The sequence below is a fragment of the Micromonospora sp. RTGN7 genome, assembly GCF_033804645.1.
Classification (GTDB): Bacteria; Actinomycetota; Actinomycetes; order Mycobacteriales; family Micromonosporaceae; genus Micromonospora.
In genome coordinates, this window is record NZ_JAPZLF010000039.1 from 1 (window position 1) to 16,375 (window position 16,375).

At 72.4% G+C, this 16,375-nt stretch carries 7 protein-coding genes; 4 read left to right on the forward strand and 3 right to left on the reverse strand.

The annotated features are described in order from the left end of the window. Positions 1 to 129 precede the first annotated feature (129 nt). Positions 130 to 5,598: a carboxyl transferase domain-containing protein gene (locus SNR22_RS28900; RefSeq protein WP_320069850.1), complete on the reverse strand. Its 5,469-nt coding sequence runs from the start codon at positions 5,596 to 5,598 to the stop codon at positions 130 to 132. 704 nt (positions 5,599 to 6,302) lie between these two features. On the opposite strand from SNR22_RS28900, the gene SNR22_RS28905 reads away from it, so the two are divergent. Then, positions 6,303 to 7,973 carry a glycoside hydrolase family 10 protein gene (locus SNR22_RS28905; protein ID WP_320069851.1) on the forward strand — a complete coding sequence of 557 codons (1,671 nt, stop codon included), beginning with the start codon at positions 6,303 to 6,305 and terminating at the stop codon, positions 7,971 to 7,973. A gap of 23 nt (positions 7,974 to 7,996) precedes the next feature. On the opposite strand, the gene SNR22_RS28910 is transcribed toward SNR22_RS28905, so the two are convergent. Then, on the reverse strand, positions 7,997 to 9,229 hold the full coding sequence (locus SNR22_RS28910; RefSeq protein ID WP_320069852.1) for a S8 family peptidase: 1,233 nt from the start codon (positions 9,227 to 9,229) through the stop codon (positions 7,997 to 7,999). A gap of 277 nt (positions 9,230 to 9,506) precedes the next feature. Beyond that, complete coding sequence (locus SNR22_RS28915; protein ID WP_320069853.1) at positions 9,507 to 11,120, reverse strand: class I adenylate-forming enzyme family protein; 1,614 nt, start codon at positions 11,118 to 11,120, stop codon at positions 9,507 to 9,509. Positions 11,121 to 11,260: 140 nt separating this feature from the next. Between SNR22_RS28915 and SNR22_RS28920 the strand changes: the two genes are divergently transcribed. The 3 genes from SNR22_RS28920 to SNR22_RS28930 all read left to right on the forward strand — a co-directional run bounded on the left by SNR22_RS28920 (position 11,261) and on the right by SNR22_RS28930 (position 16,236). After that, on the forward strand, positions 11,261 to 12,445 hold the full coding sequence (locus SNR22_RS28920; RefSeq protein WP_320069854.1) for a hypothetical protein: 1,185 nt from the start codon (positions 11,261 to 11,263) through the stop codon (positions 12,443 to 12,445). A gap of 84 nt (positions 12,446 to 12,529) precedes the next feature. After that, a complete protein-coding gene (locus tag SNR22_RS28925) occupies positions 12,530 to 14,398 on the forward strand; it encodes an ABC transporter ATP-binding protein (RefSeq protein WP_320069855.1) in 1,869 nt (622 codons plus the stop codon). Beyond that, entirely contained in the window at positions 14,395 to 16,236 is a 1,842-nt protein-coding gene (locus SNR22_RS28930) for an ABC transporter ATP-binding protein (protein WP_320069856.1), read from the forward strand. The genes SNR22_RS28925 and SNR22_RS28930 overlap by 4 nt, the downstream gene beginning before the upstream one ends. Positions 16,237 to 16,375: the final 139 nt, after the last annotated feature.

The following is a 16,375-nucleotide window of genomic DNA, read 5'->3' on the forward strand; positions in this document are numbered from 1 at the left end:
CGTTTTTTTGGGGGGGCGGGGTGGGTGGGGCCCGCGGGGGGTGTACTGATCCCTGACTTGGTCCCCCAGGCGGCGTGGGGGGGGGGGGGCCCCACGCCTGTGCCGGCCACTGCCGTCAGGACTGCCGGCTCACCCCAGCTGACGCAGCGGAGACTCGACGGCCTCGATGATGCGCGGGCGGAGCTCGGCGGCGCGGATGACGGCGTCGACCGAGCCGACCTCGACGGCGCGCTGGATGTTGTGCACGCGGTCGAACTCCGTGGCCACCTCGCCGAGCTTCTCCACGCGGACCGACGAGCGGAGCTCGTCGAGCTCCGCCGTCAGCGTGGCGCGGTCGGTGCCGGACGCGGCCGAGACGCGGGCCTCCAGGTCCCGCACGCGTGGGTCGCGGGCGGTGCGGGCGTTGACGTCGCCGACGAAGACCACCGCGGCGGCGGGGGCACCACCGAGCACCGAGGCGAACGAGCCTTCCAGCGCGAGTACGGTCATGTTCGGGTTCAGCGCCTTGGAGAACACCACGAACGCGCCGCCGTGGTACCGCGAGATCACGCAGAACACGATGCGCCCACGGAAGTTCACGATCGCGCGGCCGATCTCGGCGCCGTACTCCAGTTGTAGCTTGCGCATCGACTCCGGCGAGCCGTCGAAGCCCGACAGGTTCGCCAGCACCACCAGCGGCCGGTTGCCGCTGGCCGCGTTGATGGCCCGCGCGGCCTTCCTCGATGACTGCGGGAACAGCGTCCCCGCGGTGTAGGTGTCCGGGCCGTCGGTGGGCGGGAAGCCGCGTCGCGGCACCGCCCGTGACTCGATGCCGAGCAGACACACCGGCATGCCGCCGAGGTGCACGTCCTGCACCGCCACGGTCTCCGCGTCGGCCATCCCCGCCCAGCGCTCCAACACCGGGTGGTCCTGGTCGGCCAGCGCCCGCATCACGGCCCGGATGTCGAACGGCTTCTTACGGTCCGGGTTCGCCTCGGCGGAGAAGATCTCGCCGACGGTGCTGAAGTCGCTGCCCGCCACGACATGCGGAAAGTCGGAGATGTCGCGGCCGACGGGGTCGGTCGTGGCCGTTCGCCGCGGCGCATCCTCCCCGGGTGCGACGTACGTGTGGTCGTAGTACGACATCAGCACCTGCCGCGCGGCGCCCAGGTTCGGGGCCCAGTACTGCGCCTGCCCGTTCGGGCCCATCACCCGGTCGTAGCCGCCGATGCCGAAGTTGTCCTCGGCCGAGACGCCACCGGAGAAGTCGAGCGACTGCTTGCCGGTGAGCACCATCGCCGAGTCCGGCGTCATCACCAGGATGCCCCTGGTGTGCATGAGCATCGTCGCCTCGGCGTTCCAGTACGGCTGCGCGCCGACGTTGATGCCCGCGACCACGATGTTGATCTCACCGCCGGCCTGGGTGAACTCGACGATTCGCTTGAGCGCCGCGGCCACCCAGTCCATGTTCTCGGTGCCGGACTCCATGGAGATCCGCGCGCCAGCGGAGAGCGCGTACCACTCCAGCGGCACCCGCATCTGCTCGGCCAGGTCCAGCGCGGCGATCACGCGGCGGCACTCCGGCTCCGACAGTGCGCCGAGCGCCTTCGTCGGGTCGCCGAGCAGCACGACCCGGGTGACGCCCTGCGGGTGCCGCGACGTCGACGTGCTGACCACGCCCGCGACGATCGCCGCGCTGTTGCCGCCCCTGGGCCGGTCGACCGGCACCAGCGCGTGGTGCTCGTCGAGGTCGTGCTCGACGAAGTCGCCGAGCAGCCCGGTCAGCTCGTACGGGTAGACCGTGTTGCGGCTGCTCGCGCGCAGCACCTTCTGCCGGTAGTCGTCGAGCGGCTCGAGCGGCTCGTCCGACGGCTCGCCGATGGTCAGCTCGGCGCCGCCGGTCACCCCGAAGGAGACTCGCACGGCGGTCTTGACCAGCTCGCCGGTCCGGCGGTCGCGCTGGCGCCCGATGAACAGGATCTCCTCCAGCCCGGCGCCTGCGGTGGCCGGCAGCACGCGCCCGGCAAGCATCTCCAGCTCCGCGCGGGTGATGTCGCTCGGCGGCCAGATGTAGAGCACGATCCGGTTGGTGTTGACGCGCTTCTTCGACGGTCGCCGCGACTGTGCGCGGCGGATCGAGTCGAGGCAGGTGGCGATGGTGTTCTCGGCCGTCGGCAGCGCGACCAGCCGCCCGTCGTGCTCGCGCAGCGCGGTCAGGTCGCGCACCTGCGCGAACGCGACAAGGCGGTCGTCGGACGGGTTCTCCCGCGCCACGCACTGGAAGAGGTAGACCTCCTCGTCCGACGACGGCAGCCGGGTGAGGTCGAACTTGTACAGCCGCTCCAGCTGCATCCGCTGCGCGATGTACGGGTGCAGGCCGCGGACCAACCGCTCCTCGGCCATCCCGGTGGTCGACGGGCGGAACGTGAAGTGGTGGTGCATCACCGCGCCGCTGCGGCCCGCGACGGTGGCGGTGAGCCGGCGCACCTGGTTCGGCAGCGGGTACCCGCCGATCACCTCGTGCAGCGCGGTCGCCATCGCGTCGGAGTCCGCTGGCTGGTTCTCCCAGGCGAGGTAGATGTCGGCGTCGACGGCGTCCTCGCCGCTCGCCAGCTCCGCGAGCCCGCGCAGCGCGCTGCCCAGCGCGTCGAAGCTCACCGCGGCGGAGACCACGCACGAGTCGGCGCGCCCGGCGACCACGAAGGTGCAGCCGGCGACCTCGCGGGTGCGGAGGCTGACCAGACCCTTGTTGCCGTAGTACCGACGGGTCAGCACCTCCAGCATGACCGCGTTGTCGAGGTGGTGGCGGACGAGCCGCTGGCCGAGCAGCCGCACCAGCGGCTCGGTGCTGCGTACCATCTCGGCGATGCGCCCGGCGCGGTCCGGTGCGTCCGGGTGGGCGTCCAGGTGGCGCAGGTGCGCTCGGATGCCCGCGTAGACGCGGGCGCGGTTGCGGCGCAGCAACGGCTGGGCCAACCAGGCGAACACCACGCCGCGCGCCAGGTCGGCAACCACGGGGAAGCGGACCTGCGTCGCGGCCACCAGCCGCTCCAGCGCGAGACCGGTGGGCTCACGCAGCACCTCGTCCGGCGGGGACTCCCGCAGCCAGGCGCGCAGCAACGTCGCGACGACCGTCGCGTCGGCGGACGCGCGTTGCAGGGCGAGGAAGATCCGGAACACCGCGGCTTCGAGCTCGGGGGACCGATCCAGCTCGGTGATCCCGTAGCGCCCGAGGGCCTTGGCGAGCTTCGCCTGGAACGCCGCCGGCAGCCCGGCCCGCTCGACGTCGAGGCTCTGCAGGTAGGTGTGGAAGTGTTCGCGGGCGCTGTGCACGTGCCCGTCGCCGCCGCCGTCCTCGCCCGCCGGCCGGTTACGGCTCAGCTCGGCGAGGTCGGAGAAGAGGTTGATGAGATCGAGTTCCTCGGCCAGCGGCCGGTGGCCGTCCTCGACGGCGGCCCGGCGCGCGACGAGGTAGTCGTCGAGCACCCGGCGATCGTCGTGCGGGTCGACGTCGAAGCCGAGCAGCAGGCTGCGGAGGTCTTCCTGGCCACGCGTGATGCGCTCCCGCGCCGGGATCCGCCCGGGCGCGGCCGGCAGGTCCAGCTCGACGGCCTCGGCGACCGAGGTCTCCTCGGCCGTGGCGTCGTCGAGCGGCTCCAGCCGCAGCAGCACGGCGCCGGTCTCCACCTGGCTGCCCACGGAGACGGTGCATTCCTTCAGCCGGGCCCGGAACGGCGCCCGCAGCACCGTCTCCATCTTCATGCTCTCCAGCACCAGCACCGGCGCGCCCGCCTCGACCTCGGCGCCGACCCCCAGCGGGGTGGCGACGACCAGCGCGGGCATGGACGAGCGCACGACGCCGCCCTCGTCGAGGCTGACCCGGTGCGTCACGCCGTTCACCTCGACCAGGTGCAGCGGCCCGTGCGTGCCGGTGAGCAGGCGGTACCGGGTGCCGTTGACGACGATCTGCCCGGTGTGCCGGTCGAAGCGGTTGAGCTCGACGTCGGCGGTGCGAGCGTCGTCACCCGCTTCGATGCCGACACGGAACCGGTGCGCGCCGACCCGCGCGACACGCACGCGGTAGCCGATGCCCCGCAGCTTGAGGTCCAGTGGTCGGCCGCTGGTGTGCTGCACCTGCGGACGCCCGCCGGACGCCGTCGACAGCAGCCGCTGCCGCTCGACGCGCTCCTCCTCCTCGTACGCCTCGATGGCGGCGGCCGCCAGCGCGACGGCGGAGTGCCGGTGCGAGACGAGCCTGCCCTCGCCGCGGACGCGGTCGATCCAGCCGGTGTCCGCGCTGGCGTCGATCACCTCGGGCTGGTCGAGTAGTTCGAGCACGAAGCTCTTGTTCGTCGCGCCGCCCTCGATGATCACCGTGGTCTCCGCCATCGCCCGGCGCAGCCGGCCGAGCGCCTCGCCGCGGTCGCGACCGTAGGCGATGATCTTCGCGATCATCGAGTCGAAGTCGGCGGGGATGGTGTCGCCCTCGCTGACGCCGGTGTCCACCCGGATGCCCGGCCCCGCGGGCAGGTCCAGCCGCGCGATGCGGCCCGGGGAGGGCGCGAAGTCGCGGTCGGGGTCCTCAGCGTTCAGCCGGGCCTCGACGGCGTGCCCGCGCTCCGCCGGCGGCTCGCCCTCGAGCCGCCCGCCCGCAGCCACGTGCAGCTGCGCCTTGACCAGGTCGAACCCGGTGGTGGACTCGGTGATCGGGTGCTCGACCTGCAGGCGGGTGTTGACCTCGAGGAATGCGAACAGCTCGTCGCCGGGGTGGTAGAGGAACTCGACGGTCGCCGCGCCGCAGTAGCCGACGGCGACGGCCAGCCGCTCGGCCGACGTCTTCAGCTCGGCCGTCTGCTCGGGGCTGAGCACCGGCGACGCCGACTCCTCGATGACCTTCTGGTTGCGCCGCTGGATCGAGCAGTCGCGGACCCCGAGCGCCCACGCGGTGCCCCCGCCGTCGGCGATCACCTGGACCTCGACGTGCCGGGCGCCGGTGACCAGGCGCTCCAGGAACACGATGCCGCTGCCGAACGCCCGGGCGGCCTCCTGGCTGGTGCGCTCGAAGGCGTCCACGAGGTCGGCGGCGTTCGTGATGACGCGGATGCCGCGCCCGCCCCCGCCCGCAGTCGCCTTCAGCATCAGCGGGTAACCGATCTCGGTCGCCGCCGCCACCGCGGCCTCCGGGGTCTGCACCGCACCGCGGCTCCACGGCGCGACCGGCACGCCGACCTCCTCGGCGATCAACTTCGCGCCGATCTTGTCCCCGAGCTTGCGCATTGCCTCCGGGCTCGGCCCGACGAAGGTGACCCCGATCTTCTCGCACAGCTCCGCGAACGCCGGATCCTCCGCGACGAAGCCCCAGCCGACCCACGCCGCGTCGGCCCCGGTCTCCACCAGCGCCCGCTCCAGCACCTTCAGGTCCAGGTACGGCCGCGCGGACGCGGGGCCGAGATCGTAGGCGATGTCGGCCTCACGCACGAACGTGGCCGTGCGGTCGACGTCGGTGTGCAGCGCGACGGTCTCGATCGGTTGCCCGGTCTCCGCGGCCAGGTCCCGGGCGGCGTGGATGAGCCGCATCGCGGCCTCACCACGGTTGACGATGGCGATACGACTGAACACCCGAAGGAGCCCTTCTGCCCAAGGCACTAGTCGGCCGACCGGCGAGTTGGGCGGTTTCTCATTGCAGCGGACGGGGACCGGCCCGAGCATAGTAGATAGCGGCCGGACCGACGATAGTGCGTGCGGGCGAGCGGGCAGGTCTACCGGCCGGCGAGGCAAGCGGATTACGAGCGGCGGGGCGCTGAACTGCTCGCCCTGCGCAGGACGGTGGCAACCGCACCTAAACTGCATCAAACCCTTACCCGCAGTGTCCTGTTTTTGCAGGTCAGGGTGGGTGCGGTGGTCGCTCGGCGCCGAAGGTGCCGTCGATTCGATTCCAACGATCGTCACTTTCAATATCGGCACCTGCGAGTAATGTTACCGAAGATTACGGTGACGGATCTTCCTGCATTGTGCCCCGTGTTCGGCGCGCAGTTCGGGAGCAGTTGCCCGGCAGCGGAGGTCCTGCTACCCGACCGTCACCAGCGCCGACCTCGGGTCGGCCGGGCGGCCCACGGCCGGGGCCCACCTCTGCCGGCGCGATGGCACCGGGCGGGGGATACGGACGGGGCCTACGGTGGATCCCCGTTTCTGAAGCCGACCGGCCTCCGGGCGCGGTCACGGTCGCCGAACATCGCTGCCGTCGTCCACCGCGGGCCTTATTTGATCGTTAAGTAATCGGGCAACTGGTGCAGTCGAGAGGTCACACTGCGCAGAATGGGGCGATGGCCGCCGCCGACACATCCGCCCGCACCGCTCGTTGCCGTCGTACCCGGGCGCTCGTCGCGGTGGTCGCCGCGCTCGCCGTTGCGGTCGCCACCGGCGCCTGGGTGCTGCGGGACCGGGTGGACAGCGATGGCGGCGCACCGCAGCCGGGCGACGCGGCGGCCCTCGGCGCCCCACCCGGCGCCGGCTGGGCGGACGGCACCGGAGTCTGCGCCGGCCGGGCGGCCCGGGCGCCCCGCGAGCTGCGCGGCATGTGGATCACGACGGTGAACAACATCGACTGGCCGAGCCGGCGTGGGCTACCGGCCGAGACGGTGCGGGCGGAGTTCCTGGGCTGGTTGGACCTGGCGGTGCGACGCCACCACAACGCGGTCTTCGTGCACGTGCGCCCGGGTGGGGACGCGTTCTGGCCGTCCAGCTACGCGCCCTGGTCGGAGTGGTTGACCGGACGACGTGACGGCCGCGACCCGGGCTGGGACCCGATGGAGTTCATGGTCGCCGAGGCGCACGCCCGCAACCTGGAGTTCCACGCCTGGTTCAACCCGTACCGGGGCGGCCAGCCGGCCACGGTGGGTGGGCCCGGCCCCCGGATGGAGCAGCTCGCGCCGACCCATCCGCTGCGGCGGCACCGCGACTGGGTGGTGACCTATCCCAGCGCCGACCGGCCCGGCAGCCGCCTCTACTTCAATCCGGGCATCCCCGAGGCGCGCACGTTCGTCGAGGACTCGATGCTGGAGGCGGTCCAGCGGTACGACATCGACGGGGTGCACTTCGACGACTTCTTCTACCCGTACCCGGAGGCCGGGCAGGACTTTGCGGACGACGCGGCGTTCGCCCGGTATGGCGGGCGGTTCGCGGACAAGCACGCCTGGCGTCGGGACAACGTGAACACGCTGGTCCGCGAGATGAGCGAGCGGATCAAGGCGATCAAGCCGTGGGTGAAGTTCGGCATCAGCCCGTTCGGCATCTGGCGCAACAAACGCACCGACCCGGCCGGCTCGGCCACCGCTGGCCTGCAGAGCTACGACGATATCTACGCCGACACCCGGCTCTGGGTACGGGAGCAGTGGCTGGACTATGTCGTGCCGCAGCTCTACTGGCACATCGGGTTCGACAAGGCCGACTACGCCACCCTCCTGCCGTGGTGGGCGGCCATGGTGAAGGGCACCCGGGTGCAGCTCTACGTCGGCCAGGCCGACTACCGGGTGGGCGAGCGCGGCGCCTGGCGCGACCCGGCCGAGCTGGACCGCCAGCTCGCCCTCAACCGCCGGTACGGGGTGGACGGGAGCGTGCACTTCAGCGCCAAACAGGTGCGTGCCGACAGACTCGGGGCGGTCAGCCGGTACAGCGCGGCGCACTACGCGAGTCCGGCGCTGGTGCCCGCGATGGCGCAGCTACCGGCGGCCCCACCGGCCGCGCCCACGGTCACCGGCGTGCGGCGTGCGGACGCTGGCGAGGTGGTGCTGACCTGGCGCGGGGACGGCGCCGCGAGCTTCGCCGTCTACCGGGTGGACGGCGACACCGCCCGGCTCGTCGGCGCCTCCCGGGGTGCCGACTGGATCGACCGCACCGCCCCGGCCGGCCGCCCGCTCTCCTACTGCGTGTCCGGGCTGGACCGCAGCGGGAACGAGGGCCGGCTCAGCGCGCCGACGTCCGTCGCCGCGCGGTAGCCGAGAAGCCGCCACGAGGCGGCTCACGGGCCGCAGTAGAGAAGTCGGTTCGGGGTGCCGGCGACCACGCCGGTGACGACGCCGGTGCTCGACCGGCCGACCAGGTGGCTGGCGACCTGGGCCGGGGTCCAGCCCGGGTTGCCCGACAGGGCCAGCGCGGCGCAACCGGCCACGTGGGCCGAGGCCGCCGAACCACCGCTGATCGTGGCGGTCGCGGTGTCGCCGGTGTGCCAGGTGGACGTGATGTTCGCCCCCGGCGCGAACAGGTCGATGCAGCTGCCGTAGTTGCCGCTCGGCAGTCGGGCGTCGGTGGCCGAGGTGCCCACCGTGGTCAACGCGCCGGGCACCCGCCCCGGCGAGCTGTTGCAGGCGTCCCCGTTCGAGCTGCCCCCGGTGGTGACGTAGGTGATGCCCCGATTGATCGAGTTGGTCACCGCCCCGTCCAGGATCGCGCTGATCGACCCGCCGAGGGCCAGCTCCACCACCGCCGGCCGGAGGGCGTTCGTCGCGATCCAGTCGATCCCGGCCACCACCATGGCGGTGGTGGAGCTGCCGGTGCAGTTGAGCACCCGGACGGGGTGGATCCGGACCTCCTTGGCGACCCCGTGCAGGGCACCGCCGATCGTGCCGGCCAGGTGGGTGCCGTGGCCGTTGCAGTCATCCGCGGGAAGGGCACCGTCAACGAGGTCGACCCCGCCGCTGACCCGGCCGGTGAAGTCCGTGTGGGTGGCCCGGATCCCGGTGTCGACGACGTACACGTGCACGTTCTGCGCGGTGTTCGGGTAGGCGTACCGACCGTCCAGCGGCAGGCGTCGCTGGTCGATCCGGTCGAGCCCCCAGGACGGCGGGTTGGTCTGCACGCCGGGGCCGATCAGCGGCGTGACCCGATTCTGCTCCACGGAGGAGACGGCCGGGTCGGCGGCGAGGCGGCGGGCGGCCCGCTCGGTGAGCCGTACCTCGAAGCCGGTCACGGCGCTGCCGTAGACGTGGCCGACAGTGCCCCCGTAGCGGGCCCGTAGGCGGTCGGCGGCCCTGGTGACCTCGGCGGTGGCGGCGCCCGCCCCGAGCGACGCGCGGACCGGGGCCTGCCGGAGCATGACCAGATAGCTGCCGGGTACGGCGTCGGCGGCACCGGCGTGGCGGATGGTTCCCTCGGCGGTTGTCCCGGCGGTTGCCGGTCCACCCGGGAGCAGTGCGGCGCTCAGAGCGGTTGCCAGGGTGAGCGCGAGTCGACCCCGCGAGCGTGAACCGATCATCTCTTCTCCTCACCGGATGGGACCGGCCCCAGAGCGGGATCGCCTCGGGGCCGGTGGAACGACGGTGCTGATCAGAAGGGGGACGCCAGGCGCGACGGATGCTCCGGCGACCCGTTTCGCCGGCCGGCGATCCGGCCGGTCGTAGCCGGGCTGACCCGCTACGAGTGTACTGACCGAAGTCGATTTGAGGTAGACGCTGGGTAGCCGCTCGACTACGTACCTGGAATCGGTGATCGTCGCGTCGGGCGGGTCGCCGCGGCGAGTGCGGCGGGGACCGTTACGGCGTCGTGGCGTCGAGCTGGGCCGCGACCTGCTCGGCCAGCCTCGGTCGAAGGATCTTCCCCGTGGCGGTCCGGGGGATGGCATCGAGCGACAGGACCCGTCGCGGCACGACGGCGGCGGCGAAGGAGGCGTGCAGCGCGGCGTCGACATCCGGCCGATCGCCGGGCGCGAAGACCACCGCCGCCACGATCTCGTCGCCCAGGAACCGGTGCGGCAGCGAGAGGCACGCCGCGTCGCGAACGCCCGGCAGCGCCCGTAGCGCCCGCTCCATCTCCTCCAGGGAGACCGTCTCGCCACGCACCTTGGCGATGTTCTTGCTACGTCCCGTGATGACGAAGTAGGGCCGCTCGTCGTCCGGGTCGCGTACGGCGAAGCCCAGGTCCTGAGAGTGGAACCAGCCGTGCCGGAAGGCCTCGGCGGTGGCGTCGACGTTCCCCGCGTACCTGCTCATCACGTTGTGGCCACGCATGCAGAGCTCACCGACCTGGCCCGGCTCGGCGACACTGCCGTCCTCCAACAGCACGGCGACCTCATTGCCGTGCATCGCCGCCCCGATGGACGGGATGTCCGCCTCCAGGAGCAGCCGGCGGTACGTGTCCGGCGAGACGTCCGGGGGCACCGTGGTGGAGAAGTTGGTGGTCTCCGTCAGCCCGTAGCCCTGCAGGACCCGGACCCCGAGCCGCCGCGACACCTCCCGGGCGGTCCGAGCGGTCAACGGGGCGGCGGCCGAGACGAAGTACTCGAAGTCCCCGGGCAGCCGCGGTGTCCGCCACGTGCGGCTGAGGGCTTCGAGGAGACTCGGCACCACACTCGCGATCCGCGGCCGGAATCGTTCGAGCAGCCGGGGATAACCGAACGGGTCGAACGCGTGCGCGAGCATCACGTGCGCGCCCGCCGCGAGGGGGCCCAGCACGGTGAAGTGGAGGCCGTTCACATGGTGGATCGGAAGGCACCCCAGGATCCGCTCGCCCGGCCTGATCCGGTGATGGGCGCGGAGCGCGGCGGCGTTCGCCACGACGTTGTAGTGCGACTGCACCACGAGCTTGGACGAAGCCGTCGACCCGGAGGTGCCGATGAGGAACGCGTCGGCGCCCGGCTGCACCGGCGCGTCCGTCTCACCCGCCGCGGGGTCCGCCAGGGTGGCCGGGTCCGGGATGACCACCGGCGCCAACGACGGGTCGAGGCTGACCCCCGGGGGGTGCAGGACCACCGTCGCCCCGGCGGACTCGACCTGCGGGCGCAGTCGGGCGACCGGGTCGGCGGGGCTGAGTAGCAGCACCGCGCAGCCCGCGCGGAGCGCGGCGAGGATGCCGATGACCGACCGTGCGTCGTTGACCGGCGCGAGCGCCACGACGTCGCCCGCCTTTACCCGCAGCTCCCGGCGCAGCCACGCGCCCACTCGTCGGCTCAGGCGATCGACGTCGCGGTAAGAGAGCGTCGTCGTCTCGCCGTCCGCCGTGGCGGTCGTCAGGAAGGCGGCGTCGCCGAGCGTGGCGACCTGGCGGACGAGAGTCGAGACGATGGTGCCGCCGTACTCCCAGGGCGGCCCGAACGGGCGGCCCAGATAGCTGTGGGCGAGCTCGTGATCCGTGGCTGGGGCCGTGCTCATGTCTGGGCGAACCGATCCGGGCACGGCCCCGCCGCCTGAGCTCTCACTGGACACAGCGGTGAATCCTGCCCGGCCGGTTCTCCGGTCGTCAAGCAGGTCACGACGGACCCGAGTGATCAACTGTGGGTACAGTAACCGTCATGGCTGTCCACAATATGCCGAACGTCCCGGCGGTCCGGCTCTCGGCCTGTGTCATGGCCCATCCGACCCGGCAGCCGGCCGCGGAGCGTCTCGCCGCGGCGCTGGGGGAGCTCGGCGCCGGTGTGGTGATCGATCCGCAGCCAGGCCGGCCCGGCGGCGCGCTCCGCACCTCCCGCCTGGCCTGGTCGCGGATCGAGCCGGGCGCCACGCACCACCTCGTCGTGCAGGACGACTCCGTCCTGGCGCCGGGTTTCGTGCGGCACGCCCTCGCCGGCACGCGCGCGCTGCCGGGGCACGCCCTCGGTCTGTTCACCGAGTGGGGGTCGTTCACCTCGTACGCCCTGCGGGTCGCCGCACTCGTCGGCGCAGACTGGGTCGAGGTCGTCGACGGGTACATGCCGGCCCAGGCCCTCATTCTGCCGGCGGAGGTCGCCCGCGAGTTCGACCGGTACGCCGCGCGGGTCACCACCGGCGACGAACCGGACGACGAGGTTCTCCTGGGCTTCCTGCGGTCGATGGGCGTACCCATGGTCGTGCCGGTGTCGAACCTCGTCCAGCACGGCGACGAGGCGAGCATCGTCGGCAACGGCTGGCACGGCGTGCGGAAGGCCGCGTGCTGGCGGGCGGCCGACCCGGTGGCGCCGGGTGGGACCGTCCTCGACCGGATCGCCCTCGTGCCGTTCTTCTCCTGGTTGACCGGGGAAGCCATCTACCGGTTCCGCCATCAGCCCGGCAGCGACGACTGGCGGCAGGCGCCGGCCGTCGACCTGCTGCGCGCCCATGGCCTCGACGACGACGACGTGCGGCGCCTGATCGCCAACGGTGCCCCGCGATGCCCGGGCGAGGCTGCGGTACCGGCCCCGCTGACGCACGCCCTTGTCACGGCGGCGGTCGCCGTGGGGCTCGTGGCGGGGGAGTGCGGCGCCCCGGCCGGCGGCGTCCGGACCAAGGATCCGGTCGCGGCGGCCGCGCTGGCCACCCTCGCGCCGGGTGGCCTGCGGAACTTCGTGGACAGCGGTGTCCTGAGCACGGTGAGCGAGGAACTCGGGTCCGTCGTGGATGCCGCGGCGCAGTTGGGCCTGGAAACGGCAGCCCGGACGCCCCGCGCCGGCCAGGACCTCCCGGCGGTGCGCCATCCGCACCGGTGGCCCGATCCTGTTGATGATCACTCCGGCCGCCGCTAGGCTCGCCGGGCCTGGTGGTCGGCCCCCACGTCGGCTCCCACGTCGGCCCCTACGTCGGTGACCATGGGCAACAAGGGAGGTTCGGTGGCACCCCTGACGCTCGCCATCCGGAACCGGTCCACCCGCTGGCTCAAGATGATCCGCCTGCTGCACCACGCGGGGCGCGGCCCGGCCCTCGGCGCCCTCGTACTGAACGTCACGCTCGGACTGCTGCCGTCGGCGTTCATCGTCTCCACCAGCATGCTGCTCTCCCGAGTGCCGGACGTAGCCGCGGATGCCGGCGGGCTCTCGTGGGACAGCCTCGTGGTCGTCTTCGCGGTGGCGCTGGGTGCGTTCGCCCTGCAACAACTGCTGACGCCGTTCCAGTCCGCGGTCACCGAGGTCATCGCCCGCCGGGTCGACGAGGTGTGCGTCGAGCGGCTCCTGCACGCGTCGCTGCGGGACGCGCCGATCGCTCTGCTGGAGGACCCCGAGGCGCTCGACCTGCTCGCCGACGCGCGGGCGGCGTTCGAGCGGCAGGCGTACACCCCTGGCGACGCCGTCGGTGCGATCCCCTCGCTGGTGTCCCGCTACTGCCAGCTGACAGCGGCCGTCGTCCTCGTCGGTGTGGTGTTGAGCCCGCTCGCGGGGCTGATCCTGATGATCACCGCATTGGTCATCCGGGTGGGCGTTCGCGGCACGCTCGGGCGTTTCGCGGCGGTGTGGGAATCCCTGGCCGGGCACCGGCGGCGGGCCGGGTACATCGGTGGCCTGGCAACCGGTGCGACCGTCGCCAAGGAGATCCGGGTGTACGGTCTGCTGCCCTGGCTGCGCGAGCGGTTGCGCTCCGACACCATGGCCCACCTCCGGCCGATGTGGGCCGGTAGCCGACGCCTGCAGTTCTGGCCCTTCATCGGGTTCTCCGCGGTCGGCTTCGTCGGCGGAGCGGTCGCCATCACGATGCTGGCCGTGGCGGCCGGCCGGGGACAGATCGGCCTCTTCGCGCTCGCCGTCGCCCTGCAGGGGGTGCTGATCCCGATGCGCTTCGGCGTCTACTTCCCGGAGTGCGACGTACAGACGCAGCTCGGAATGCACTCCTTCCACGCCCTGGAACGTTTCGAGCAACGCGCGGCCACCGGCCGTCCGGTCCAGGCGCGGGAGACGACAGCACCGGCCCGGCCGAGCCGGGAGATCCGCTTCGACAACGTCAGTTTCCGGTACGCCGCCGACGGTCCCCTCATCCTCGACGGTCTGGACCTCACGCTCCCGGTCGGCCGCTCCACCGCCATCGTCGGCCTGAACGGGGCCGGTAAGACCACCCTGGTGAAGCTGCTGGCCCGCCTCTACGAGCCGACGAGCGGACGGATCACCGTGGACGGCACGGATCTGACCCGCTTCGACCCGGACCTGTGGCGACGCCAGCTCGCGGTCATCTTCCAGGACTACCTCCGCTACGAGCTGACGGTGGCGGAGAACATCGGTCTCGGGGCGCCGGCACTGCTCACCGACGATGCCGCGATCACGGCCGCGGCCGAACAGGCCGGCGCCCTGGACGCGCTGCGCGGAATGCCCGACCCGCTTCGGACGCCGCTGTCCTCCCACTACCCCGGTGGCACGGACCTGTCGGGCGGCCAGTGGCAACGCATCGCCCTCGCCCGGGCGCTGCTCGCCGTCCGCGGCGGGGCCTCGGTGCTGGTGCTCGACGAGCCGACCGCGCAGCTGGACGTCCGGGCGGAGGTGGAGTTCCACGACCGGATCCTGGCCACCGCGAAGGGGATCACGAGCGTCCTGATATCGCACCGTTTCTCCACCGTCCGACAGGCGGATCAGATCGTCGTGATCGAGCACGGCCGGGTCGTCGAGCGCGGCAGCCACGACGAACTGATCCGGCACGACGGCCGGTACGCCGAGCTGTTCGAGTTGCAGGCGAGGAGATTCCGGATGGACCCGGTCGACCCGATGGCGGCGAGATGAGGAGGATCGCCCGCGCAACCGGTTTCCTGCTGCGCCTCGGCTACCGCACCGACCGTCGCAGGCTGTTCACCGCGATCGTGCTGCTGGCCGTGGGCTACCTCTCGACGCCGTTGATCGGTGTGGTCCTCGCGGCCTTCACCAACGCCGCGCTCGGCCGGGACGGCACGACAGCCGTGCTGCTGGCCCTGGCCGCGGCCCTGTTGCTGGTCTTCGAGCTGACCATGATGCACTTCGCGCACCTGTCCTACTTCGAACTGGGGGACCTGGAGCAGCTGGTCCTCACCGACGAGGTCGCCTCGATCGTCAACGGCAGCGCCGGCATCGACCACTTCGACGATCCGGCGTTCGTCGAGACCCTGACTCTGGTGACCGAGAACCTGATCCGGGTGCGGAATGCGCTCGAGTCGACGCTGCAGTTGGGCGGGGTCGTGTTGCAGATCGGCGTCACCGCCGTCCTACTGGTCAGCGTCGACCCGTGGCTCGTCATGCTGCCGCTGGCCGCCCTGCCGCCGGTGCTGCTCAGCAACCGCGCACAGCGGGTGATCGACGTCGCCCAGGAGGCCGCCGCCGTCGACATCCAGGTGTCCCGGCACCTGGTGAAGGTGGCGACGACCGGAAACTCCGCGAAGGAGATCCGGCTCTTCGGCGCCCGGGATGCGGTGATCTCGCGGCAGCGGGCGGCCTGGGCGGCGACGACCGGCCGGCTGTGGCGGGCGCACTGGCGCAGCGCCCTGCTGCGTGCCGGTGGGCAGCTGCTCTTCGCGGCCGCGTACGGGACGGCGATCTTCCTCGTCATCCGCAGCGCGGTTCGCGGTGAGGCGAACATCGGGCAGGTCGTCCTGGTGCTCACCCTCGCGGTCCAGGTCAGCGTGCAGGTGTCCGGCCTGCTGGGGATGCTCGGGCTGTTGCAGCAGATGGGTCGCACCGTCGAGCGAATCGACGTGTTGCGGCAGTTGACGGCGGGCCCGGGGCCCGCCCCCGCGATCGGTCCGGCCCGGCGGCAGGAGCGGCCCGGCCCGGTGCCCGCCCCCGGTCGGCCGGTGTCGCGGATGCCCGCCCGGCTGCGTCAGGGCATCCGGCTGGAACAGGTGTGCTTCGCCTATCCGGGCGCCGACGAGGCGGTGCTCCAGGACGTCTCGATGGAGATCCCGGCCGGCAGCACGGTGGCGCTGGTGGGTGAGAACGGCGCGGGCAAGAGCACGCTGGTGAGGATCATCTGTGGCCTCTGCCAGCCGACCTCGGGTCGGGTCACCGTGGACGGCATCGATCTGCGTGAGCTGACCGTCGAACAGTGGCGCTCCCGGGTCGCCACGCTGTTCCAGGACTTCGCCCGCTTCGAGCTGTTGCTTCGGGAGAACGTCGGTGCGGGCCGGCTGGCGGCGCTCGACTCCGATCAGGAGATCATGACGGCGCTCGACCGGGCCGGCGCGCGGGGCATCGTGCAGCGGGTTCCCGGCGGCCTGGACGGCCTGCTCGGGCACAGCTACGCCGACGGCGCGGAGCTGTCCGGTGGTCAGTGGCAGTCCCTGGGGCTCGCCCGCACCCGAATGCGACCCGACCCACTGCTGGTGGCTCTCGACGAGCCGGCGGCGGCCCTGGACGCCCTGGCCGAGGACGCGCTGTTCGAACGACTCGTGCACACCGACGCGGACGTGCGCAGCCGCGACGGGGTGATCACCGTCTTCGTGTCACACCGCTTCTCCACCGTCCGGGCCGCAGATCAGATCGTCGTCCTCGACGCCGGCCGGGTCCGGGAGGCGGGCGACCACGCCGCGCTGATGAGCGCGGGCGGCCTCTACGCGGACCTGTTCACCGTCCAGGCGAACGCCTACCGGTGACCACGGCACCGCGCTCGGGGCCACCCGCGCGTGGGGGGGGGGGGGGGCCCCCCCGCCCCCCCCGGGGGTCCGGGGGTTGTCGCGCCGGCGCCCCCGACCCCCAACCCTCAGGGGGGGCAAGGCCCGCCCCCCCGGGCCA